This is a genomic window from Leifsonia sp. HAY1-4F (assembly GCF_056755275.1).
The window spans coordinates 89,873-110,490 of the sequence record NZ_JBNDHX010000001.1; the positions used below are offsets into that span (position 1 = coordinate 89,873).

At 68.3% G+C, this 20,618-nt stretch carries 17 protein-coding genes and 1 pseudogene; 6 read left to right on the top strand and 12 right to left on the bottom strand.

Translation table 11 applies throughout. The features are described from left to right. Positions 1–125: 125 nt before the first annotated feature. Entirely contained in the window at positions 126–962 is an 837-nt protein-coding gene (locus ACPYOG_RS00370) for a PP2C family protein-serine/threonine phosphatase (RefSeq protein WP_090037273.1), read from the bottom strand. Then, positions 959–2,152: an FHA domain-containing protein gene (locus tag ACPYOG_RS00375; RefSeq protein ID WP_481292288.1), complete on the bottom strand. Its 1,194-nt coding sequence runs from the start codon at positions 2,150–2,152 to the stop codon at positions 959–961. Before ACPYOG_RS00375 ends, ACPYOG_RS00370 begins: the two co-directional genes overlap by 4 nt. A gap of 204 nt (positions 2,153–2,356) precedes the next feature. Here ACPYOG_RS00375 and ACPYOG_RS00380 point away from each other — a divergent pair, with 204 nt between their 5' ends. Then, positions 2,357–2,839, top strand: coding sequence for an Lrp/AsnC family transcriptional regulator (locus ACPYOG_RS00380; protein ID WP_090037276.1), 483 nt, complete (start codon positions 2,357–2,359; stop codon positions 2,837–2,839). Between the two features lie 2 nt (positions 2,840–2,841). Continuing rightward, positions 2,842–4,257 carry an aspartate aminotransferase family protein gene (locus ACPYOG_RS00385; RefSeq protein ID WP_481292289.1) on the top strand — a complete coding sequence of 472 codons (1,416 nt, stop codon included), beginning with the start codon at positions 2,842–2,844 and terminating at the stop codon, positions 4,255–4,257. A gap of 111 nt (positions 4,258–4,368) precedes the next feature. Here ACPYOG_RS00385 and ACPYOG_RS00390 read toward each other — a convergent pair whose 3' ends face one another. Both ACPYOG_RS00390 and ACPYOG_RS00395 read right to left on the bottom strand, forming a co-directional pair. Beyond that, a complete protein-coding gene (locus ACPYOG_RS00390) occupies positions 4,369–4,917 on the bottom strand; it encodes a YceI family protein (RefSeq protein ID WP_481292290.1) in 549 nt (182 codons plus the stop codon). A gap of 109 nt (positions 4,918–5,026) precedes the next feature. Further along, entirely contained in the window at positions 5,027–6,247 is a 1,221-nt protein-coding gene (locus ACPYOG_RS00395) for a glycoside hydrolase family 3 N-terminal domain-containing protein (protein ID WP_481292291.1), read from the bottom strand. A 79-nt stretch (positions 6,248–6,326) separates the two neighbouring features. On the opposite strand from ACPYOG_RS00395, the gene ACPYOG_RS00400 reads away from it, so the two are divergent. Next, on the top strand, positions 6,327–7,160 hold the full coding sequence (locus ACPYOG_RS00400) for a UbiA family prenyltransferase (protein ID WP_481292292.1): 834 nt from the start codon (positions 6,327–6,329) through the stop codon (positions 7,158–7,160). Here the strand turns inward: ACPYOG_RS00400 and ACPYOG_RS00405 are convergent. Then, positions 7,142–8,545 carry an MFS transporter gene (locus ACPYOG_RS00405; RefSeq protein WP_481292293.1) on the bottom strand — a complete coding sequence of 468 codons (1,404 nt, stop codon included), beginning with the start codon at positions 8,543–8,545 and terminating at the stop codon, positions 7,142–7,144. The two genes, ACPYOG_RS00400 and ACPYOG_RS00405, sit on opposite strands and share 19 nt — an antisense overlap. 86 nt (positions 8,546–8,631) lie before the next feature. On the opposite strand from ACPYOG_RS00405, the gene ACPYOG_RS00410 reads away from it, so the two are divergent. Both ACPYOG_RS00410 and ACPYOG_RS00415 read left to right on the top strand, forming a co-directional pair. Next, positions 8,632–9,327 carry a hypothetical protein gene (locus ACPYOG_RS00410; RefSeq protein ID WP_481292294.1) on the top strand — a complete coding sequence of 232 codons (696 nt, stop codon included), beginning with the start codon at positions 8,632–8,634 and terminating at the stop codon, positions 9,325–9,327. Next, positions 9,324–9,530 (top strand): DUF6186 family protein, encoded by a 207-nt coding sequence (locus tag ACPYOG_RS00415; protein WP_139230627.1) that lies wholly within the window; start codon positions 9,324–9,326, stop codon positions 9,528–9,530. Before ACPYOG_RS00410 ends, ACPYOG_RS00415 begins: the two co-directional genes overlap by 4 nt. A gap of 7 nt (positions 9,531–9,537) precedes the next feature. Here ACPYOG_RS00415 and ACPYOG_RS00420 read toward each other — a convergent pair whose 3' ends face one another. From ACPYOG_RS00420 to ACPYOG_RS00430, 3 genes and pseudogenes are all read right to left on the bottom strand, one after another. Beyond that, complete coding sequence (locus tag ACPYOG_RS00420; protein ID WP_481292295.1) at positions 9,538–10,878, bottom strand: LCP family protein; 1,341 nt, start codon at positions 10,876–10,878, stop codon at positions 9,538–9,540. Between the two features lie 196 nt (positions 10,879–11,074). Continuing rightward, positions 11,075–12,994: a DUF7507 domain-containing protein gene (locus ACPYOG_RS00425; RefSeq protein WP_481292319.1), complete on the bottom strand. Its 1,920-nt coding sequence runs from the start codon at positions 12,992–12,994 to the stop codon at positions 11,075–11,077. A gap of 159 nt (positions 12,995–13,153) precedes the next feature. Continuing rightward, a pseudogene (locus ACPYOG_RS00430) lies at positions 13,154–13,810 on the bottom strand (hypothetical protein); the annotation flags it as partial. Between the two features lie 1,060 nt (positions 13,811–14,870). Between ACPYOG_RS00430 and ACPYOG_RS00435 the strand changes: the two are divergent. Further along, a complete protein-coding gene (locus ACPYOG_RS00435) occupies positions 14,871–16,046 on the top strand; it encodes an RtcB family protein (RefSeq protein ID WP_481292296.1) in 1,176 nt (391 codons plus the stop codon). 117 nt (positions 16,047–16,163) lie between these two features. Here the strand turns inward: ACPYOG_RS00435 and ACPYOG_RS00440 are convergent, their stop codons facing one another. From ACPYOG_RS00440 to ACPYOG_RS00455, 4 genes are all read right to left on the bottom strand, one after another. Further along, the gene (locus ACPYOG_RS00440; RefSeq protein ID WP_481292297.1) at positions 16,164–16,937 is read right to left on the bottom strand and encodes an SDR family NAD(P)-dependent oxidoreductase; all 774 of its coding nucleotides are present in this window, start codon (positions 16,935–16,937) and stop codon (positions 16,164–16,166) included. Positions 16,938–17,004: 67 nt separating this feature from the next. Further along, positions 17,005–18,642, bottom strand: a complete 1,638-nt coding sequence (locus ACPYOG_RS00445; RefSeq protein ID WP_481292298.1) for a chloride channel protein — start codon at positions 18,640–18,642, stop codon at positions 17,005–17,007. Then, positions 18,639–19,133 carry a MarR family winged helix-turn-helix transcriptional regulator gene (locus ACPYOG_RS00450; protein WP_481292299.1) on the bottom strand — a complete coding sequence of 165 codons (495 nt, stop codon included), beginning with the start codon at positions 19,131–19,133 and terminating at the stop codon, positions 18,639–18,641. The genes ACPYOG_RS00445 and ACPYOG_RS00450 overlap by 4 nt, the downstream gene beginning before the upstream one ends. 157 nt (positions 19,134–19,290) lie before the next feature. After that, a complete protein-coding gene (locus tag ACPYOG_RS00455) occupies positions 19,291–19,803 on the bottom strand; it encodes a hypothetical protein (protein ID WP_481292300.1) in 513 nt (170 codons plus the stop codon). Positions 19,804–20,618 lie beyond the last annotated feature (815 nt).

Below are 20,618 nucleotides of genomic sequence, written 5' to 3' on the forward strand. Positions count from 1 at the left end.
CGCGTCGCAGGTGCAAAGCGTCGGATAAAAGAGTGTCTGGCAATTGTAGGCAGCCGATTCCCGCCGTCGGCGGGGTCGAACCCGCACTGGGGACAACTCCTTCACCCCCAAGTCGGGGGACAGAATCAGTGCCGGGGAGCGGCCCGGTGGGATGCGCCCTCGCGATGCGCCCCGGACTCCGGAGTGGCCAGCACGTCGACGACCACGACGGTCACGTTGTCGCGTCCTCCGTTGCCGAGGGCCGCATCCATCAGCTGCTGTGCGGCGTCGAGCGGCGACGATCCCTCCGCCAGGAAGTAGCGGATGCCGTGCTCGGTCAGCTCCTTGGTCAGGCCGTCGGAGCAGACCAGCAGCCGCGACCCGGCCACGATCGGGAGCAGGAAGTAGTCGGGGACCGGGTCTTCGTTGAACCCCACGGCCCGCGTGATGACGTTGCTGTGCGGGTGGACCTCCGCCTCGGCCGGCGAGATGGCGCCCGCGTCGAGCAGCTCCTGCACGATGGAGTGGTCGACCGTGAGCTGCTCGAGCAGACCGTCCCGGTAGCTGTAGACTCGCGAGTCGCCGATGTTGAACACCAGCCAGTACGGCGAGCCGTCGACCAGGGTGAGGGCGATCCCGGTCACGGTCGTCCCGGTGCCGAGGTCCGTGTGGCCGACGCCGCGACCCATGTCGTCGACCGCCGACCGCAGGGCTTCGGTGAGGGCGACCTCTCCGACGAAGTCGGCCTTCACCTTCTCGGCCAGGCGCGTGACGACCGCGGTGCTGGCGAAGTCTCCGGCGGTGTGGCCGCCCATCCCATCCGCGACCGCGAAGATCGGCGATCGGGCCAGGAGGCTGTCCTCATTGACACTGCGCCGGTAGCCCGTGTCGCTGAGCGCCGCCCAGGAGAGGCTGATGCGCGCGTCGGTGTCGCCGGGGACGGCCACCGTGTGGCGTCTGCTGCTGCGACCGATCTGCGTCACTCGCGTCCTTCTTCTGGGGCTTCGGTGATCTCGATGATATTACCGTCGCCGATCTCGACCCTCGCTCCTGCGAGCACCACGGCGGACTCCCCCGGCCGCAGCCGCCGCGCGCCGCCGGGACCGGTCACAACGGTCCCGTTGGTCGATCGGAGGTCTGTGACGACGATGGCGTCCCCCGACTGCTCGATGCGGACATGGGTGGAGGAGACCTCCTGCGTGGGCGACGGAACGGTGACCAGGCGCGGCTCTGCGCCCGATGCGACGCGCTGCTGCGCCGGACGGCGGCCGATGACCAGCGGGACGTCGAGGACCAGACTGTCCCCCGACGGCAGCCGCGCCGCGAACGTCGCGGGAGCCGGAGGAGGGACGACGGGCTGTGTCAACGGAAGCACATCCCCGGTGTCGATCAGGAGCCGGCCGGCGGAGACGCTCGGCGTGTCGCCGGCGAGAACCCGTGAGCCGGGGCGAGCGGCCGGTGGCTCCTCGATGTCCACGGCCCCGGCGAGCTCGTGGGGAGCGGGATGCGCAGCAGGGGGGACATCCTCCTCGCCGTCGGCCGTCGCCCGGCCACCGAAGAGGCTGGAGCTCGGATTGCGGCCACGGATGATGGTCTCGTCGACCGCGGCGTCGTCCTCCGCTGCCCCGCCTTCGACGGCCGGCTGCGTCGCCGGCGCTCCGCCACGCGCCGCGCGCTCGATCGGCTTCAGCGTCCAGGTCAGGAGCTCACCGTCGGCCACGCCCACCCGCAACGGCAGCGAGTCGACGGCGAGCCGCGCGACGGGTCCGGTCGCCGCGTCGTCTCCCTGCAGTACCAGTCCGTTCACCGCGCGGAACTCCGCCAGCACCCAGGGCTGGACGCCACCCGCCGAGAACCGCCGGGACCCTCCGACGGAGAAGACGTCGATGGCCGCCGCGCCGCGCACCACGGCCGTCACGGTGACCTCGCCCGCCGCGTTCGGCTCGCCGATCTCCGCGACCGCGAACGAGCGCACACTGTCCGGGCCGGCGAGCGGAAACGCTCCGACGACGGACTCGATGGTCGCGAGATCCGAGTCGGCGAGCCAGTACACCGCGTCGACGATCTGGTCGGAGGCCGTGCTCTCGACCGCGGCGACGAATCGCCGGCCGGCGACCAGCAGCCAGCGGGAGGGACCGGCGGTGGGCGCATACCGGACGAAGCCGCCAGTCATCGTCGGCTCCTCCTGATCGCTGCGCCCGGGATTCCCGCCCCGCACGCTTCTGCCCGTGGTCGATGCAAGCGTAGCCCGCCGGAAGGGCCGCCGCGGTGGAGCACCGTGCGCCACGAGCACGACTTCTAACGATTTCGTCACCCAAACCGCCGAAAAGATGCGGAATCGCTTGCCAGGCACCCCATCCGCTGACAGAATCGCTCCATGAGCACCCCTCGGGTAACAAGCGGCCAGAAGGCTGCAGTGATCGACGACGTGTCCAAAGCGATCATCGAGCAACTGCAGGTGGATGGGCGCAAGTCCTACGCCGAGATCGGCAAAGCCGTCGGTCTCAGCGAGGCAGCTGTGCGCCAGCGCGTCCAGAAGCTGACCGAGTCGGGCGTGATGCAGATTGTAGCGGTCACGGACCCCATGCAGCTCGGGTTCTACCGGCAGGCCATGATCGGCGTTCGCTGCACAGGCGACACGCGCACGATCGCCGACAAGCTGGCGGCCATGCCGGCGGTGGACTACGTGGTGCTGACAGCCGGCACCTTCGACATCCTGGCCGAAGTGGTGTGCGAGAACGACCTCGACCTCATCACGATGCTCAACTCCGAGATCCGGACGCTGGAGGGCGTGCTCTCCACCGAGACGTTCGTGTATCTGAAACTCCACAAACAGTTCTACAACTGGGGAACGCGATAACCATGACGACAACCGTAGACACGTTCGGCGAGCCCATCACGGCCGATGAGGCGACCCTGCAGGCGAAAGCGCGCGATCACCTCTGGATGCACTTCGCCCGTCAGTCCGTGATGGAGGAGGGCCACGGCGTCCCCATCATCACTCGCGGCGAGGGACACCACATCTGGGACTCGCACGGCAAGCGGTACATCGACGGCCTCTCCGGGCTCTTCGTCGTGAACGCCGGCCACGGCCGCAAGCGCCTGGCCGAGACGGCAGCGAAGCAGGCCGAACAGCTCGCCTTCTTCCCGATCTGGTCCTATGCCCACCCCAACGCGATCGAACTGGCCGACCGCCTGGCCTCCTACGCCCCCGGCGACCTCAATCGCGTCTTCTTCTCCACCGGCGGCGGCGAGGCCGTCGAGACAGCGTTCAAGCTCGCCAAGTACTACTGGAAGCTGCAGGGCCGGCCGACCAAGCACAAGGTCCTCTCCCGCGCGGTGGCCTACCACGGCACGCCGCAGGGCGCCCTGGCCATCACGGGCATCCCGGCCATGAAGGAGATGTTCGAGCCGCTCACGCCGGGCGGCTTCCGCGTTCCGAACACCAACTTCTACCGGGCGGCCGAGATGGGCGCCCCGGCCGATGACCTGGAGGCCTTCGGCGTCTGGGCGGCGAACCGCATCGAGGAGATGATCCAGTTCGAGGGCCCGGAGACGGTCGCGGCGATCTTCCTCGAGCCGGTGCAGAACTCGGGTGGATGCTTCCCGCCTCCCCCGGGATACTTCCAGCGGGTGCGCGAGATCTGCGACAAGTACGACGTGCTCATGGTCAGCGACGAGGTCATCTGCGCCTTCGGCCGCATCGGCCACATGTTCGCGTGCGACCAGTACGGCTACGTGCCGGACATGATCACGTGCGCCAAGGGGATGACCAGCGGGTACTCCCCCATCGGCGCGACGATCATCAGCGATCGGCTGTACGAGCCGTTCAAGCACGGCAACACGTCGTTCTACCACGGCTACACCTTCGGCGGTCACCCGGTCTCCGCAGCGGTCGCGCTCGACAACCTCGACATCTTCGAGGAGGAGAGGCTCAACGAGCGCGTGCGCGAGAACTCACCGCTCTTCCGCGCGGAGCTCGAGAAGCTGCTCGCCCTGCCGATCGTCGGAGACGTCCGCGGCGACGGCTACTTCTTCGGCATCGAGCTGGTGAAGGACAAGGCCACCAAGGAGACCTTCGACGACGACGAGTCGGAGCGCCTGCTCCGCGGCTTCCTCTCCAAGGCACTGTTCGACGCGGGGCTGTACTGCCGCGCCGACGACCGGGGCGACCCGGTCGTGCAGCTCGCTCCGCCGCTCACCGTCGGGCCGGACGAGTTCGTCGAGATCCGTCAGATCCTCGAATCGGTGCTGACGGAGGCGTCGAACCACCTCTAGACCTCAGAACGCAGGAAAGGGAGGATGCTCGCGCCGAGTCGGCGGGAGCATCCTCCCTTTCTGTGCGGGGCGGTGCTGGGGTGGTACGGGGGTGGTGCGGGAAGGCTCAGGTCAGGCGGCGAGGACGGCCTGCAGCTCGAGCGTGATGGTGACTTCCTCGCCGAGGAGCACGCCACCGGTCTCGAGCGCGGCGTTGTAGCTGAGGCCGAAGTCCTCGCGGTTGATCTTGGTCTTGGCGGTCGCGCCGGCCTTGTAGTTGCCGTACGGGTCCTGGCCGAAGCCGCCGAAGTCGAACTCGAAGGTCACCGGCTTGGTGACGCCCTTGATGGTGAGCTCGCCGTCGACGAGGAAGTCGCCGTCCTCGTGGCGCACGCCGGTCGAGACGAAGTCGATGGTCGGGTGCTCGTCGGCGAGGAAGAAGTCGCCGGTGCGCAGGTGCGCATCCCGGTTCTTGTCCTTGGTGTTGATGGACGCGACGTCGGCCTTGGCCGTGACCGTCGACTCGAGGGGGTTCTCGGCCGTCACGAAGGTGGCGTCGAAGTTCTCGAACACGCCCTTCACCTTGCTGATCATCAGGTGACGGATGCTGAACCCGACCTCGCTGTGGATGGGGTCGATGGTCCAGGTACCAGCCTTGTAGCCGGGGATCTCGATGGTCACGGTGTCTCCTTCAGGAAGTCGCGCGCCGGGCGGCCGGTCCACCCGCGTCGATACATGCAAGCGCATGGACTGGGTGGCTATTCCGGAAATCGCGAAAAAAGTTGACGCGTCACTCTTCGGCGGCGAGCGAATGCCGCAGCTGCAGCAGTTTCAACGCATCCGCGTCGACCTGGGCGAGCGGGATGCGGCCCTGCTGCACGGCGGCGACGACCGCGTCGATGAGCGCTTCCGGGTCCGTGCCGGAGGATTGCACCTCGAGCACCATGGTGTTGCCCGCGGCGATGGCCTGCACCGCGTTCTCTCCGGGATCCTGGTACTGCGGGAGCCCGGTGTCCTGCAGCATCCGCAGGTCGTCGGTGATGCTCACCCCGCGGAATCCGAGCTCATCGGTGAGGATGCGGTGCCAGGCGGGCGAGAGCGACGCGGGCGCCGCATCCACCTGGGTGTAGGCGAGATGACCGAACATGACCAGTTCCGCACCTGCGTCGATGCCCGCCCGGAAGGGCGGCGCGTCACGGACCGACCAGTCCTGTTTCGACAGGCTGGTCGCGGGGACCGAATGGTGGGAGTCGGCCTCGGTCTCCCCATGTCCGGGGAAGTGCTTCAGGGTGCTGAGAACGGTCCCCCGCTCGCCGGTCACCGAGGCGGCGACATGGGCCGCAGCCCCGGCCGGGTCGGTGCCGAGCACCCGGTCCGCGATGAAGGACGCGGGGTCGGCTGTCACATCGGCGACGGTCCCGAAGTTGACGCTGATCCCCGCCTGGTGCAGCAACTGGGCGCGCCGGGCGAACGCCGCCCGCGTGGCTGCCGGATCCTGCCGTCGGAGGGTCTCGGCGCCGGGCTGATCGTCCCACCCCAGCCGCGTGACGTCTCCGCCCTCCTCATCCACGCCGATCAGGGGCGGCAGGTCAGGGTCGGACGCCTTCATCGTCGCTGTCTGCGCTGCGAGCTCCGCGGGTGTGGCGGGGATGTTGTCGCCCATCAGGATCAATCCGCCGAGCCCGTAGCGGTCGATGAACCCGCGCAGCGCTGCCGCATCCGTGCCCGGAGCGTGCAGCATGAACAGCCCGGCGACCTTCTGGCGCAGCGTCAGGTTCGAGAGCCGCTGCCGTGCGTAGGCCTCGACGGGGTCCATGGTCGGCGTCGGCGACGCGGTGGCCACCGTCGGCGAACCCGGCCGCCCAGTCGTAGCCGGACCGGTCGCCGTGCCCGCTGCGTCCCTCGCGTGGCCGCCCGCTCCCCCGGCGCAGCCGACGAGGACGACGGACGCCAGCGTCGCCGAGAGCACCACGGCGGCGACCGCGGTGGTCCTGCGTCGGGCTGCCCGCATGTCTCGATGCTAACCGACCGCCCCGCCGGGCACCCGGCCGCCCCGCTCCGCACCCGGCCACCCCGCTACGATGGCGGGCATGGCGAAGAAGGTGGTCTCCCTCCTCCTCGCCAGCCATCCCGGCCCCACGCTCGTCGTCACCCTGATCACGGCCCTCCTCGGCGTCGGCCTCGGCTACGAGCCCGGACGTCTCGCGGTGCTCGCGGCGGCCATCCTGTGCGGCCAGCTGTCGATCGGCTGGAGCAACGACTGGCTGGATGCGGCCCGCGACCGCGCGGTGGAGCGCCCCGATAAGCCGGCGGCGCGCGGCGACGTCTCCGTCGCCGCTGTGCGGGCAGCCGCCTTCGTCGCGCTCGCAGCCGCCGTCCTGGTCACGATCGTCCTCGGGCCCGGTGCGCTCGCCGCTCACCTCGTGGTCATCGCCGGCGGCTGGGCGTACAACCTCGGGCTGAAGTCCTCGCTCTTCTCGTTCGTGCCCTTCGCCGTGGCGTTCGGCCTCCTCCCTGCCGTCGCGACTCTCGGCCAGCAGCATCCGGCGCTCCCCCAGTGGTGGGTCTACGCCGCGGGAGCCCTGCTCGGCGTCGCAGCGCACGTCACCAATGTGCTGCCGGACCTGGAGGATGACGCGCGCACCGGCGTCCGCGGCCTCCCGCACCGCCTCGGCGCGCGGCCCAGCGGCCTGCTGTCGTTCGGCGCACTGGCCGTCGGGACGCTGCTCATCACCTTCGGTCCCGGCCTGCCGGTTCGCCCGCTGCTCCTCGCGGGACTGGTGATCGGACTCGCCGCTGCCGTCACGGGAGTGGCGCTGCTCCTGCGGCGCAGTCCGACCCGCCTGCTCATGCAGCTGATCATGACCTGCGCGATCGTGGATGTGGCGATGCTCGCCCTGGCGGGTCAGTCCGTGACGGTCTGAATCTTCGGGGCGACGCGCGCCCGGTTCTGGATGCCGAACGCCGAGACCACGCCTCCTACGAGCAGCAGGAGGGCTGCGCCGATCATCGCGCGGTGGAGGCCCTCGGTATCCAGCTTCCCGCCGATGATCATGCCCGCTGCGGCCACCGCCAGGAGGCCGGCGATGCGCGATACGGCGTTGTTCACGGCGGAAGCGATTCCCGCCTGCTCGGGATGGATCGCCCCGAGGATCGCGCTGGTCAACGGCGCGACGGTGATCGACAGTCCGACACCGAAGAGCAGCACGGCCGGAAGCAATCCCGTCCAGTAGTTCACGTCCGTCCCCATCAGCAGCAGCCAGAGGAAGCCGAGGGCGGCGATCATCGGTCCGATCGCCATGAAGAGACGCGGGCCGTATCGTCCCGCCAGTCCGCCGAAGAACCCCGAGAGCAGGAGCATGCAGAGCGTCGACGGGATGAAGACGAACCCGGCAGCGATGGCGGAGTACCCCGCAACCTGCTGCAGGAACAGCGTGACCATCAGCGGCCCGAACGACAACGCGCCGTAGACGAAGAAGGTGGAGATGTTGCCCACCCAGAAGTTGTGGACGCTGAACAGCCCGAGCGGGAGCATCGGCTGCTTCACGCGCGTCTCGGCCACGAAGAAGGCGACGAGGCTGAGCACACCGATCAGCAGCGGGATCCAGACGCGGGGACTGGTCCAGCCGTACGCCCCCTGCTCGATGAGGGCGAAGACCGTCCCCGCGAGGCCCACGGATCCCAGAATCGCGCCCAGCACATCCACTCGCCCGCCCATCCCGGTGTCCGCCGTCGAGTCGCGGAGCGTCATCAGCAGGAAAACGGTCACAGCGATCGGGATCACGTTGATGACGAAGACCCACCGCCACGACAGCGTGTCCACGAAGATGCCGCCGATGACCGGGCCTGCGATCATCGCGATGCCGGTCCACGCCGTCCATCGCCCGATGGCCTTGGCCTGCGCCGGCCCGTCGAAGCGGGAGATGATGATCGCGAGCGAGCTCGGCACCAGCAGCGCGCTGGCGACGCCCTGCAACGCCCGCGCGACGACGAGGAACACGCCGTCGGGCGCGAACGCGCACAGCAGGGAGGTCACGCCGAAGCCGATCAGGCCCGCGTACAGCACCCGCTTGCGGCCGAACACGTCCGAGAGCGATCCGGCGATCAGGATCAGAGAGCCCAGCGTGACGAGGTAGCCGTCCACCACCCACTGCTGCAGCGGCAGGCCGCCACCGAGCTCGCGGTCGATCGCCGGAAGCGCCACGTTGATGACGGCGCCGTCGAGGAAGGCGACGAAGCTCGCCAGGATGGCGATGAGCAGCACCCTCAACTGGAGCGACGACATCCGCTCGATCTTCACGTTGGTCATGCTCTCATTCAAGGGCCTGGAATGGCCGCTGGCAACATCGCGGTGCGGGCGACCGGAATCGTGCGCGTCCGGCGTAGAGTGCGGCCATGTCCGAGCGTGAGGATGCGGCAGAGAACCCGGCGGAGGGGCGGCCCGGCCGCGGCGCGCATCCCGAGCCGGCGCGGGGCGACGGGACGGCGCGACCCGATCGGGTCGTGGTCCTGACCCGGTTGTCCTGGGTGGGCATCCTGCTCCTCACCGCGCTCTTCCACGTCATCCGCGGTGCGCCGGTCGACGCCTGGATCTACGGGCTCGGCGCCGGCGTGCTCGTTCTGGACCAGCTCGGCTGGCTGCGCATCCCCCTGAGACTCACCAGCGACCGGGACACCCTGCCGCAACGGATCGTGGCCGGCGTGCTCATCGTCGTCGCCGCGCTCGCCTTCGGCGTGAGCCCGCTCTACGGGACGGTGGACACCGCGGTCGTCGTGGGCATCGGCGTGCTGTTGCTCCCGGTCGCCTGGGCCGACCGCGAGCGGCCCACCGGCAGCCGTGAGCGCCCGGCCGCCGAGCGCCGCGCTCTCCGCCGTGCCGCGTACCTGTGGTCGGCGGTCATCGCCGGCGGCTGTCTGTGGGAGATCGGGGCGTTCTTCCTGGGCCGCTTGATGCCAGGCGGGACGCAGGACTTCCCCGCCCTCTCCGACCTGATGGATCCCGTCCTCGCCTGGCCGCCGGCGCGCGCAGTGCTCGCGGCGCTCTGGCTGCTCGGCGGCTATGTCCTGGTGCGGAGGGGGTGGCGCCGGTGAGGGAGATCACGGTCGCGGGTTTCGTGCTGTGCGGCATCCTGCTGGCTGCGCTCGTCGTCCAGGCGCGCATCAGCCCACTGCGTGTCGCCCGGCTGAGCAGCCTGCTCGACCTCGTCATGGCGGACCGTGCGGCGCGCCTCACGGTGATGCTGTTCTGGTGGTGGCTCGGCTGGCATTTCCTGGCGGTGCCGCCGCAGCCCTAATGCTCCGCTAGTCGTTGCCCTTGGTGCAGGTCTGCTGCGCGGCGGTCTGACCGGTGATCGTCGACGGCAGGTCGACCGGGCCGCCGGTGCCCGTCGGCGTCGGCGTCGCTCCGGTGCCCGTCGCCGTGCCGGTGTCGGCGCCCGCGCTCGGGCTCGCCGGAGTGGTGGGCGACGGCTCCCCGCCTGCGGACGGCGCCGGCGACGAGGTCGCGGTCGGATCCTCGGCTGCGCGGCCGGTCGAGCCGGTGAGCTTGACCGGCTGGTCGTTGGCCAGCGCCTCGTCGAGCGCGTCGGCCGCGGATTCCTGCGGGACCACGCGGTTCGGGTTGTCGGGGTCACTCACGGCCGGGTACTGGACGAACACCATGTTCTGGAGGCCCGTGTCCTTCAGCGCCAGCGCGATCTGCACGAGCGTCGTCGGGTTCGTGAGCGACTCCGACGGCGTGATGTTGTTCACGGCGGCCTTCGCGAGCGAATAGAGCTGCACCGGATTGGACAGCACGCCGCCGCTGACGATCTTCCGTGCCAGGGCGGAGAGGAACACCTGCTGGTTCGAGATGCGGCCGAGGTCGCTGCCGTCGCCGACGCCGTGCCGGCTGCGCAGGAACGAGAGCGCGATATCCCCGACGATCGTGTTCTCGCCGGCCGGCAGGTCGAGCGGCGGATTGGTGTAGTCGTCCTTCACGGGCGTCGCCAGGCAGACGTTCACACCGCCGACCGCATCCGACATGGCGCTGACACCGTTGAAGTTGATGAGCGCTGCGAACGGGATGTCGACCCCGGTCATCTTGGAGACCGTCGCGACCACGCAGTTCAGCCCCCCGCGCGAAAGCGCCGTGTTGAACTGCGCGTACGAGGTGCCGCTGATCGTGCCGCCCTTCGGATCCGGGCACGACGGGATGGGGACCATCAGGTCGCGGGGGAAGCTGACCACCATCATGCTCTTATGGTCCTGGGCGATGTGCAGCAGCATCGTGACGTCGTTGTTGCCCGCGCCGCTCGAAGCATCCTGCTCGTCGGAGCTGCTGTAGACGCCGCCCAGGTCGCTGCGGCTGTCCGTCCCCGCCAGGAGCAGGTTGACGCCGCCCGGGATCGCGGCGACGTTGGGGATGTCCGCGGGGATCGCCGAATGCCCGGGAAGCGCCTGGAGGTGCACGCCGGTCTTGATGGACCGCGTCACATCCCACACCGCGTAGGCCGCGACAGAGCCGACGCTCACGAACACGATGGCCACGGCCGCGGCGAGCAGCTTCAGCACGGCCACGCTCCCCCGGCGGCGCGGCAGGCGGCCGTGACGCACCCCCTCCGGTCCGCGGGCGCGCTGGCGGCGTCGCGGCAGATCGGTCATCGGCACCCCTCGATTCGGTGAACGTTGCTGGAATCCTAGCGACCCTCCCTTTCTGGCGGCTGCGAACGGCGCCGTGCTGCTGCGGGCGCTCTCAGCCGCCGAAGTGCTCGTTGTTGCGCACCCTTACGGCGTGTCGCACGCAACAACGAGCACTTCGACGAGGAGGGGCCGACCCGCTACGTGGTCTGCCGAGCCGTCACCAGCGGGACCGGATCTTTCTTCGGAGAAGGATCGACCCTCCAGCGGCCACGATCAAGGCGATTGCGGATCCGACGCCCCAGAGCCAGCCGGAAGGGGCGTTCGTGACAAGGTATCCGCCGGTCGCAACCGACGGTCCCAGAGTGATGGGGCCAGGGTTGCCCGGGCCACCCGGAGGGATCACCTCGGCCGGGTTGACCGGGGTGGTGACGGTGTCACTGGCCGGCACGATCGGTGGGACCCCTGCGGGAGGTGTTCCGTTGGCGGTTGCGACGTTCACGACGTCTCCCGCTTCGATATCTGTCTCTGTCACCGTGTACGGGTTGTCTGCCGTGCAGGTGATCGTCGCGGCAGGCGCGAGCGTCGGTTGCGGGCAGGTCACGCTTCCCGCCTTCGGGTCGTCGACCGCGAGGGCGGACAGGGTGGTGTTTCCGGTGTTCGTGAGATCGAATGTGTAGTCGATCGTCTCGCCCAGATCGGCCAACCCGTTCCCGTTCGCGTCGTTGAGGTGCGCGTTCTTCACCAGCGTCAGCGACCCGACAGGAATCGCGGCCGGGATGGTGACGGTGTCCACCGGCGGGACGATCGGGTTCACACCAGCCGGCGGCGTGGCGGTACCGGTCGCCGTGTTCACGACGTTCCCGGCCACGATGTCGGCCTCCGTTACCGTGTACGCAGCATCTGCCGTGCATGTCTCCGATGCGTCCGGTGCCAAGGTGGCGGTGGGGCAGGTGACGGCGCCGGCCTTCGGGTCGGACACCCCGACAGCGGTGAGGGTCATGTTGCCGGTGTTGGTCAGCTCGAAGCTGAAGTCGATCGTCTCACCGGGGTCCGCCAACCCGTTCCCGTTCGCGTCGTTCAGGTGCCCGGACTTCACGAGCGCCAGACCGGCTGCTGCGGCGGGAGTCGGAGTCGTCAGCGTGTCCGTCGGCGGGATCACGCCCACGTTCGGCGGCGGCGTGGCACCGCCCGTGGCGGTGTTCACCACACCTCCAGCGACGATATCCGCTTCAGTGACCGTGTACAGGTTGTCTGCCGTGCACGTCGTCGCCGCACCTGGTGCCAGGGTTGTGGCGGCGCAAGTGACCGGGCCCGCCTTGGGGTCGGAGACCGTGACGGAATTCAGCGTGACGTTGCCGGTATTCGTCAGCACGAACGAGTACTGGATGGTCTCGCCGACGTCGGCCAGGCCGTCACCATTCGTATCGTTCAGTTGCGCCGACTTCAGCAGCGACAGCCCAGCGCCTGCGATCGGAGACGGTACGACAATCGTGTCCGTCGGCGGCGCGATCGGGCTGACCCCGGGCGGAGGTGTTCCGTGACCGGTGGCAGTGTTCTGCACACCACCAGCGAGCACGTCGGCTTCCACCACCGTATACAGGTTGTCCGCCGTGCACGTCTCCGACGCCCCCACCGCAAGCGTCGCCTGCGGGCAGGTCACGCTTCCCGCTTTCGGGTCGGTCACACCGACCGTGGACAACGCCACCGTGCCCGTGTTGGTCAACAGGAACGAGTACTGGATGGTCTCGCCGGCGTCGGCCAGCCCGTTACCGTTCGCGTCGTTCAACTGCGCAGACTTGGCGATCGCCAGCCCGCCGACGGGGACCGCGGTCGGGGTCGTCACTGTATCCGACGGCGGCACGATCGGGGCGATCCCCGGCGGCGGCGTGCCCTGAGCAGTCGCCGTATTCACCACGCCGCCCGCCAGCACATCCGCGTCGGTCACGAAGTACGACGACACGGTCGCGCACGTGGTGGACGCGCCGGGCGCGAGCGTCTGCGCCGGGCAGGACACCGGACCCACTTTCGGATCGGTCACCCCGACCGTGGACACCGTCACGTTCCCCGTGTTCGTCACCAGGAACGTGTAATTGATGGCTTCGCCCGAATCGGCCAGACCATTCCCGTTCGTGTCCACCAGAAAGGCCGTCTTCACCAACGACAACCGAGCATCAGCGCTCGCGATGACACTCGATGTCGATGCGTCGCCACCGCCGCACTCCGGCCCGCAGCCTGTCGTCGTAGGGGTGACCGTCGCCACGTTGGTCGCGCTTCCCGCCGCCACTGCCGTACCTGAGATTGTGAACGTGGCGACACCGCCCGGCGGAGCGTCGATACTCCCCGACACGACATTCCCGACCACGCTGCCGGTACAGGTCGCACCGCCGGACCCCACGCAGGTGACCGTGCTGGCAAGAACTGTCGACGGGACAGGGTCGACCAGCGCTGCCGTCCCCGGGTATGGACCCGTATTCGTCACCGTGATGGTGTACGTGACCGGATCACTGACGACGTAGGACGCCTTGTCCGAAACTTTTTGCTGTTGGAAGAAGGGCGCACAGCCGGAATCTTGTTTCGACGTTGCACCGTAGAGCTGGGCTCCACCCGCATCTGCGATCGGGGTGGTCGGGAGCATAGCCGTAGACGGGCCGGCGGGGAGCGCGTCGATCGACCTCAGGATCCCATCCGGTCCAGCGGAGTACACCACCCCACTCGACTGGGCGAGACCAAACGACGACGGGATCGTACCAATCCGCGTAAAAGTCCGATCGGGATGCAACCGAAACAGCGGAGAACCACCATCTGCGACAGTAGCGCTTGCGGAAACAATGATGTCTCCGTCGGAGACGGTGATGAAATCACCGCCTGAACCGTATCCCGCCGGGAACGATGCGTAAGGCACTGCGGCCCCCGTTGCGGGGTCCACCGTATAGATCACACTCCCGTTGCCCATCAGCAGATTGCCGTCTGCCGTCGCAGACAACGCATTCGGGAACAGCCCCGGAACACCGGTGATCGGCTTCGAGGACAGAGTCGCGCCGGTCGCCGGATCGATGACAGACAAACCCGTACTTACGTAGACCCCATACAGGGTCTTCCCGTCGGAACTGAATGCGATATCGTAGAACAGGCCTGTTGGATGCGACGACACCAAAGTGCCTGCGGGTGAGTACTCCAGCAGAGTGAGCGGAAAAGTACCGGTATTGACGAAAATTTCGGCCGAGGGGCAGGGCACAGCCGCTTCCGCGGATGACGTCGGCCCGGCGATGGTCAGCCCGACCACTGCGAGAGACAGCGCGCCCACAGCCGCGAGCAACCGTGACAGGCGGTGTGGAGAGGAACCGGTGGAGTTCTCGACTCGGTCCTCTCCGGGGAATGAAGCTCGCCAAGATTTCACGTCACGATCGCTTTCAGTTGGTTCCTACGCGCTGAGCTCATTCAGACATCGCCGTGGCGCGCCCCTCCTTGGAGCAGTGGTCACGCGGACGAGTCACAACGAACATGTCGCGCTCAGCCGATGGCGGATTTGGGCGTCACATTAGTCAGCAGGCCGCACCCGCAATAGACAGTGTCTTTCGGCACCCTCAAGGCCTGGCCGCGATGAGTCATCGCTCGACATCGGCAAGCGACGCCGCGCCCCTGCGGGCCCCCTCAACCGCCGAAGTGCTCGTTGTTGCACGCTCACGCGGCGTTTCGGCCGCAACAACGAGCACCTCGTCGAGGACGGAAAAAGGGATGCGCGCGCGCCGCCGAAGCCGGTATAGTCGGGGAACCTTGCGCCGAGCGGCGCAAGCAGCCCACGCTGAAGAAACGCCGAGCGGAAGGACATGACGATGCGCACCAAGCCATATCTGCAGCGCAACTCGCGCACCTTCCGCACGCTCGAGCGTCGCTAGGGTCTATAGCACCATCGCTGCAGCCCCGCCGTTCGAGGTCCGGGGCTGACCTCTCCTTCGCATCCCTGCGTCGGCACGGCCGTCCTCGGCCGCACCCCGACAAGAGATGAAAGGATCATGGAAAGAATTTCGAACCGCCTGCTGAACTGGGCCTCCCTACTGGAGGACTCCACCCGGGAACAGGCGGTCACCACATCGCGGATGCCGTTCATCCACCCGCACCTCGCACTGATGCCGGACGCCCACCTCGGCCTCGGAGCCACGGTCGGTTCCGTCATCCCGACCCTCGGCGCCGTCATGCCGGCGGCCGTCGGCGTCGACATCGGCTGCGGGATGATCGCTGTCCGTACCCACTTCACCAGCGATGACGTGGCGTCGAACGGCGCGCGGTTGCCGGCCCTGCGTACGCAGATCGAGCGCGCCATCCCGCTGTCGGCCGGGGCGCGCAACGCGAAGATCGTCGCCACGGCACAGCCGCGCGTCGACGAGCTCACCGTCCGGGCGCAGGAAGCCGGGTTCGACCCGTCCATCCACCTGCGCGACTGGGAGCGCCAGCTGGGAAGCCTCGGGTCCGGCAATCACTTCATCGAGGTGAGCCTGGATGAAGAGGACGTGGTGTGGCTCTTTCTGCACTCCGGCTCCCGCGGCGTGGGCAACAGGATCGCCGGCCATCACATCAAAGTGGCCCAGGCGCTCATGGCGAAGTGGTGGATCCAGCTTCCGGACAAGGACCTCGCATACCTGGTGGAGGGCACGCCCGAGTTCGACGAGTACATCGCTCAGCTGCGGTGGGCACAGCACTTCGCGCTGCTCAACCGCGAGGAGATGATGGACCGGGTGGTGCGGCAGACCTCGGACTGGTTCGGCTCAGCCGTCGTCGAGCAGGAGCGGATCAACTGCCACCACAACTTCACGCAGCTCGAGCATCACTTCGGGAAGGACGTGTGGGTATCGCGGAAGGGAGCCATCTCGGCCCGCGAGGGACAGGCGGGACTGATCCCCGGCTCCATGGGAACGGCGTCCTACGTCGTGTCTGGGCTCGGCAACCCGCTCGCCCTGCACTCGTCGCCGCACGGCGCCGGGCGGCAGTTCTCGCGGTCCGCGGCGCGCAAGCGGTTCACCATCGAGCAGCTGCGTGAGGCGATGGCGGGCATCGAGTTCAGGGACACGGAGGCGTTCCTCGACGAGATCCCGCAGGCGTACAAGCCGATCGATCAGGTCATGGCGGATGCCGCGGATCTGGTCGAGATCCGTCATACGCTGCGTCAGCTCGTCAACGTGAAGGGCGACTGACACTCGCCTTCCTGGTCGGAGTCCCCCGGTCGCCGAAGTGCTCGTTGTTGCATGCTCCCCCGGCGTGTCGGGCGCAACAACGAGCACCTCGGCGACGAGGGGACCGGGATGCGCACGTCAGAGTGTCATTCCGCCCGTGACGTCGAGGGTCACGCCCGTGATCCACGACGAGGCATCGCTGACCAGGAACGCGATGGCCTCGGCGATGTCGCCGGGGCGGCCGAGGCGGGCGAGCGGCACCGCCCGGGCCATCGCCGTGCGCTGCTCGTCCGTCGTGCGGTCGCGGAGGCGGGTCGTCTCGATGGTCCCGGGCGCCACGCAGTTCGCCCGGACCCCCGAGCCGGCGTACTCCTTGGCGATGTGCTCCGTGAACATGACGATGCCCGCTTTCGCGGTCGCGTACGCAGCATTGGCCTGGGACGCCCGGCGCCCGGCGCTGGACGAGACGGTCACGATCCGGCCGTCCCCGCGTTCGACCATTCCGGGCAGAACAGCCCGCACCGTGAAGAACATGGAGTTGAGATCGGTGTCGATGACCTCCCTCCAACGTTCGGGGTCGAGGGATGCTGTCGCCGTCGGCGCGCCCGCCCCTCCGGCAAGGGCGACCAGGATGTCCACCGGCCCTAGCGTCCGCTCGACCTCGGCCACGACGCCGGACAGATGGTCCGGATCGCGCGCATCGCCGGCGTACGCCGCGCTGCGCCGCCCGAGACCCTGGAGCTCCCGCGCCAGCTCCTCGAGCGTGTTCCGGTTTCGTCCGTGCACCGCCACATCCACGCCGCGTCGGGCCAGAACGCGGCTGACCTCGGCGCCGATCGACCCGGACGCCCCAGTGACCAGGGCGACGCGGCCCTCGAGCTCGCGAGCAGCATCCGTCGGAACCGTGACCATGTGGTCATTCCTAGTCCGCCGGCCCCGCTCGCGTAAGGCCCGAGTGGGACCTGCGCCCACGCGTCGATCAGGCGTTCGCGTCGGAGGCCGCGGTGCCGATCCACGGGCGCACGCCGGTGAGGATCCCGCTGCGGTGGTGCTCCTCGGTGAGGTCATGCCGCCGCGCATGGAGGAGGTCCTTGACCACGATCCGACCGATCACCGCGCCGGTCGCGTCGACGACAGAAGCCGCGCTCTGTTCCGTCTCGGCGAACTGGTAGGCGACCGACCGGAGCGTGTCACTCGCGCGGACCGTCGGAGTGTCACCATCCATCGAGGATGCCTCACCCGCGAGCGGGGTCATCACTTCGTGGACGAAGAAGGTCTCGAGCGGGTCGGTCGAGTACTCGCGGGTGAGGTGGAGTCGGCGTCGCGCGATCTTCTCCGTCAGCACCGACCGCTTGAGCAAGAGGACCGAGAGCGCGTGTGCCGAGGTGGAGGCGATCACGAGTGGGAGCAGGGCATCCCAGGCGTGCGTGAGCTCGAGGGTGAACACGACACCGGTCAGCGGTGAGCGCATCACCCCGCCGACGACGGCGGCCAGTCCGCACATCGCCCAGAAGCCGGGGATCGCGTGAGGGAAGATCATGCCTTCCAGCGCTCCGAGAGCGCCGCCGATCATGAACACGGGTGCGAGCACTCCGCCCGAGGTGCCCGAGCCGAGGGACAGCGACCAGATGAGCGTCTTGACGACGAGGATGCCCAGGATGAGCGACAGGGTCGCGCTGCCGGTGAGGAGCTGATCGATGACGTCGTAGCCGACGCCGAGCGCGCGCGGTTCGATGAGTCCCCCGGCGCCGATGATGAGACCGCCGATCGCCGGCCACCACATCCAATGAATGGGGAGCTTGTGGAACGCATCCTCGGCCCGGTAGACGAGCCACGTGGCGGCGATCGCGAGGAGCCCTCCGGTTATTCCGGCGGCGACGGCGAACGCCTCGATCCCCGGAGTGAGCCGCAGCCCGGTCGCATCCACAGGGAAGACGGGCGCGCTCCCGAGCAGGAAGCCGCGGACGACGGTGCCGACCGCTACTGCTGCGACCGTCGGCACGAAGCTGCGGGGACGCCACTCGAACAGGAGGAGCTCGACGGCGAGCAGGATCGCCGCCAGCGGCGAGTTGAAGGTCGCCGCCATGCCCGCAGCGGAACCGGCGACGAGGAGCGCCTTGCGTTCGTCGGCGCTCAGATGCACCAGCTGCGCCAGCATCGAGCCGAGTGCGCCGCCGGTCATGATGATCGGCCCCTCTGCGCCGAACGGCCCACCGGTGCCGATGCTGATTGCGGCGGATATCGGCTTCAGCACCGCGACCTTGGGATGGACTTTGCTGCCGCCGGTCAGGATCGCCTCGATGGCCTCCGGCATTCCGTGCCCGCGGATCTTCTCCGAGCCGAAGCGCGCCATGACCCCCACGATCAGGCCGCCGACGATGGGTGCACCGAGGATCAGCCACCACGGATGCGCCGTCGCGCCGGGAGCGACGAGCGAGACGTCCCACCGCCACGAGAACACGAGGTTGGTGGTCAGACCGATGAGTCGGAGGAGCGCCCAGGCCGCGACCGCACCGAGCGCGCCGACCGGGAGTGCGAGGGCGGTGATCAGCAGCATCCGTGGGCGTACCGCGAAATCGCCCAGGGTCGTGTCCCGCGCGCGGGCTGACGCCTTCACAGCGCCGCCGGCCCGGCGAAATCGACCGAGTAGAACGCCGCAGCAGCCTCCGCGAACTGCTCGAGCGCAACAGTCGTCGTCTCGCGCAGGTGCGGGTCGATTCCGGCCAGGAGGCGGCCGAGCTCGTCGTGACGCCAGGCGATGACCTGATCCACGAGCCTGCGGCCTTCGTCGCTGAGCTCGAGCGTGACCACGCTGCGCGAGTGCTCATCGGCACCGCGGGTCACGTAGCGCTCTTCGACCAGGCGATCGGCGAGCCGGGTGACCGATGAGGCGTTCACCCCGAGCGCCCGGGCGACGCGGGCGGAGGGCGCGCGACCGAGCTCGTGCAGCACCAGCAGCATCCGGAACTTGGGCAGCGACAGCCCGTTGCCCACGACGTCGAGGCTGCGCAGGGCGATGCCGATCAGATCCCTCCCGGCGGTGTGGAAGGCGCGTACCTCACGGTCGGAGGGAAGCAGGTCGGGGGTGACCCGTCGAAGCTCTTGCATAATACAAGGGTTGCATACTGCAAGACCAGTGTTACCTCGTGAGTAGCCGGACGCAGCGGGCTGCACGCGCAGCACGCACCGCGACACATCAGTTCACGACAGCATCGTCGCCGCGCGGCACGTCAACGGGGCGGACTGAGGAACAGCCGTTTGCGCATCATCGACCGCCGAACAATCTGAATCGCAGCGCGCTTGCCGCGGACCTGACCACGATAGACAACACCAGCGCAGCGCTGAGCGGCGACCACGTGTACTGCGCCACAGAGAGCCAGAGATACCGCGATTGGCTTACCGCGTGCAGTCCCGCATCGGATGACAGGAAATAACCGCCATGCCTCCGAACGAGGTCTGCGTGGTCAGGAGCGGTGAGGATGCTTACAACTACGAGCGTGAGAGCAATACCAAGCGCTGCGAGTGTCACCAACCGAGACTTTGCTGGCTGCTCCTCCCACCAGCTGCTCATCGCCGCCCTGAGCAGCGCATCAGGTCTCCGGCCCCTCCTGGGAGACAACGTCGCAGCCACGATGCAGGCGAAAAGGATGACCGACACGATCAGGATGCCGACGCTCAAGGGTGGCAACCATGCTGCGCTTGGGGCAAAGGCTGAGACGGCAAAGAGGACAAGAGCGACCACGTAGACCCAGAACGCAATAGTGATGATGATCTGCAATGACGTGCTCGCGAATCCCACCCCAACGCGGCCACCCGACCGAGCCCGTTTGGTCACCATTCCCGGGCTGTCCATGTAACGCCCCCTCCAAGCAAAGCACCGGTGCGGTAACCCAGGCCGAGGCTGCGCTCAGCAACGTCTGGTTCGCCGAAATCGTCGGACATGCTGCCCATCATCGCAGTCCCATGCCCGCGCGCCGACAGGCTGCGCTGATGACGGAACGTGGGACACTCCGCGCACCCCGACAATCAGCCTCAGCGTTGCAACTGGTTGTCCGCCAGCTGTGGCCAATTGCCCCGCCGCCACGGGCGCGTTCGCCATCCTCGCCTTCTCCTACCCGCATCACCGCGACGTCGACCTCTGGTGGAACACGACGGGATGCCAGTCGATCGACAACAGCAGGATCGGGGCATCACAGATCGGCTCCACGAGTTTCGGCGCCTTCCAAACCGAATTCGACAGCGCCGCAGGACTTCCCGAGGGGCCTGTCGTACCTCCGGTCCGTTGAGGATCTGTAATCGCCCCGGTGTTGCTTGCAGTCTGCTCGCTGGCTAGGCTGACTCTCCTTTGTTGAGCCCGCCCAAGGCGCGCCTACCCGGTAAGGGTGCGTCCGGCCCGCAGTCGGTGAGGGTGGCTGCCCGTTCGAGCCGGGCCGGTCAGGGGTCTCACAGTGGCTGCGGGCACAGTCGGGGACCCGCCTATCACAGGGAGAGGGAGGTGGAAGTGGCGACGGAGACCGATTTGATTCACTTGAGCCCTGCTGCGAACGCGCTTCTAAATTCCATACGGCGCGCGGGCGGGCGGCCGCTGATCGT

What these genes read in the sequence shown, in the direction of transcription:
- ACPYOG_RS00375 (WP_481292288.1), bottom strand. Translation starts at nt 2,152, where the DNA reads ATGACTGGCGGCTTCGTCCGGTATGCGCCCACCGCCGGTCCCTCCCGC.
- ACPYOG_RS00380 (WP_090037276.1), top strand. Translation starts at nt 2,357, where the DNA reads ATGAGCACCCCTCGGGTAACAAGCGGCCAGAAGGCTGCAGTGATCGAC.
- ACPYOG_RS00385 (WP_481292289.1), top strand. Translation starts at nt 2,842, where the DNA reads ATGACGACAACCGTAGACACGTTCGGCGAGCCCATCACGGCCGATGAG.
- ACPYOG_RS00395 (WP_481292291.1), bottom strand. Translation starts at nt 6,247, where the DNA reads ATGCGGGCAGCCCGACGCAGGACCACCGCGGTCGCCGCCGTGGTGCTC.
- ACPYOG_RS00400 (WP_481292292.1), top strand. Translation starts at nt 6,327, where the DNA reads ATGGCGAAGAAGGTGGTCTCCCTCCTCCTCGCCAGCCATCCCGGCCCC.
- ACPYOG_RS00405 (WP_481292293.1), bottom strand. Translation starts at nt 8,545, where the DNA reads ATGACCAACGTGAAGATCGAGCGGATGTCGTCGCTCCAGTTGAGGGTG.
- ACPYOG_RS00410 (WP_481292294.1), top strand. Translation starts at nt 8,632, where the DNA reads ATGTCCGAGCGTGAGGATGCGGCAGAGAACCCGGCGGAGGGGCGGCCC.
- ACPYOG_RS00420 (WP_481292295.1), bottom strand. Translation starts at nt 10,878, where the DNA reads ATGACCGATCTGCCGCGACGCCGCCAGCGCGCCCGCGGACCGGAGGGG.
- ACPYOG_RS00435 (WP_481292296.1), top strand. Translation starts at nt 14,871, where the DNA reads ATGGAAAGAATTTCGAACCGCCTGCTGAACTGGGCCTCCCTACTGGAG.
- ACPYOG_RS00440 (WP_481292297.1), bottom strand. Translation starts at nt 16,937, where the DNA reads ATGGTCACGGTTCCGACGGATGCTGCTCGCGAGCTCGAGGGCCGCGTC.
- ACPYOG_RS00450 (WP_481292299.1), bottom strand. Translation starts at nt 19,133, where the DNA reads ATGCAAGAGCTTCGACGGGTCACCCCCGACCTGCTTCCCTCCGACCGT.